The following is a 1,403-nucleotide window of genomic DNA, read 5'->3' on the forward strand; positions in this document are numbered from 1 at the left end:
CCGCGCCATGGCGGTCCAGCTGGAGGCGTACGCCACCGCCGAGACTGGCGCGGCTGCGACGACGGACCTGGCCAACATCTCAACGCAGGCCAACATCACCACCGCGCTGAACACCGCCGCCACCGCGCTGTTCGGCAACATGACCTTCGACAACGCTTCGGGGGGCATCTCGGTGACGGCGACCACCGGCCGCACCACGGAGCTCGCCGTGAACGGCGCGCAGACCGGCGGTCTGGCCGAGCTCGGCCTGATCGACGTCTCCACCAAGGGCGGCGCGGCGGCGGCGCTCTCGGCGATCGAGGGCATGACCCAGTCCTCGATCAACGCGGCGGCGTCCTTCGGTTCGTCCGGCAAGCGCGTCGACATCCAGATGACCTTCCTGAAGGACCTGACGGACAGCCTCACGGCCGGCATCGGCTCGCTGGTCGACGCCGACATGGAGGAGACCTCGGCGCGGCTCCAGGCCCTGCAGGTTCAGCAGCAGCTGGGCGTCCAGGCGCTGTCGATCGCCAACCAGCAGCCGCAGACGCTGCTGTCGCTGTTCCGATAAGCGACGACCCGGGCGGGGGCCTCGGCCCCCGCCTGACCCTCCGGCGGTCGAAGCCGCCCAAGCCTTGCGCGCGCGACGGAGAAACCCATGAACGCCAGCGCCCTCGCCCAGTCCGCCTACGGCCCTCGCACAGGGGGCGCGCAGACGGCGCGAGAATCGGAATACCAGGTCTTTCTTCGGGTGACCGCCGCGCTGTCGGCGGCGCGCAACGGCGGCGCCTTCGGCCCGCTCTGCGAGGCCCTCAACCAGAACGTGCGGCTGTGGACGACGCTGGCCAGCGACGTGGCGGCGCCGGAGAATGGGCTGCCGCAGGCGCTGCGCGCGCAGATCGCGTCGCTGGCGGTGTTCTCGATCCGCCAGTCCTTCGCGGTGATCGCGGGCGAGGGCGGGGTGGACGCGCTGATCGACGTCAACCAGGCGGTGATGAAGGGGCTGCGCGGCGCGCCGGCGAACACGGCATGAACGGGCTGGTGCTCAAGCTCGCGCCGGGCGAACGGCTGCTGGTCAACGGCGCCGTGATCGAGAACGGCGACCGCCGGGTGCGGCTGACGCTGCTGACGCCGGGCGCCCATGTGCTGCGGCTGCGCGACGCGATCCACCCCCACGAGGTCAACACGCCGGTGCGGCGGGTCTGCTACATCGCGCAGATGGCGGTGGCCGGCGAGGCCGGGGAAGCCGAGGCGCAGCGCCAGCTCATCCTGGGCGTCAACCAGCTGCTCGCCGTCTTCGACGACAGCGAGAGCATCCTCGCCCTCCGCGGCGCGCTGGCCCATGTCGAGGAAGCCCGCTTCTACCCCGCGCTCCGAGCCCTCCGCACCCTGCTGCCAACCGAGGAGCGCCTGCTCAACCCCGA

The 1,403-nt window shown here is 71.7% G+C and carries 3 protein-coding genes; all 3 read left to right on the forward strand.

The genetic code is table 11. From position 1 onward, the window contains the following. Positions 1 to 550, forward strand: a 550-nt coding sequence (locus tag BLW43_RS22705) for a flagellin (RefSeq protein WP_281243610.1), incomplete at its 5' end; no start/stop codon positions are given. Between the two features lie 87 nt (positions 551 to 637). After that, complete coding sequence (gene flaF, locus BLW43_RS22710; RefSeq protein WP_093257227.1) at positions 638 to 1,012, forward strand: flagellar biosynthesis regulator FlaF; 375 nt, start codon at positions 638 to 640, stop codon at positions 1,010 to 1,012. Beyond that, positions 1,009 to 1,403: flagellar biosynthesis repressor FlbT (gene flbT / locus BLW43_RS22715; protein ID WP_093257230.1), on the forward strand; the 395-nt coding region annotated here is incomplete at its 3' end. The genes flaF and flbT, both read left to right, overlap by 4 nt.

The organism is Rubrimonas cliftonensis, assembly GCF_900107585.1.
GTDB classification, from domain to species: Bacteria; Pseudomonadota; Alphaproteobacteria; order Rhodobacterales; family Rhodobacteraceae; genus Rubrimonas; species Rubrimonas cliftonensis.

Bases quoted from the DNA above. Each gene is read 5' to 3' on its own strand.
- flaF (WP_093257227.1), top strand. From the start codon at position 638: ATGAACGCCAGCGCCCTCGCCCAGTCCGCCTACGGCCCTCGCACAGGG.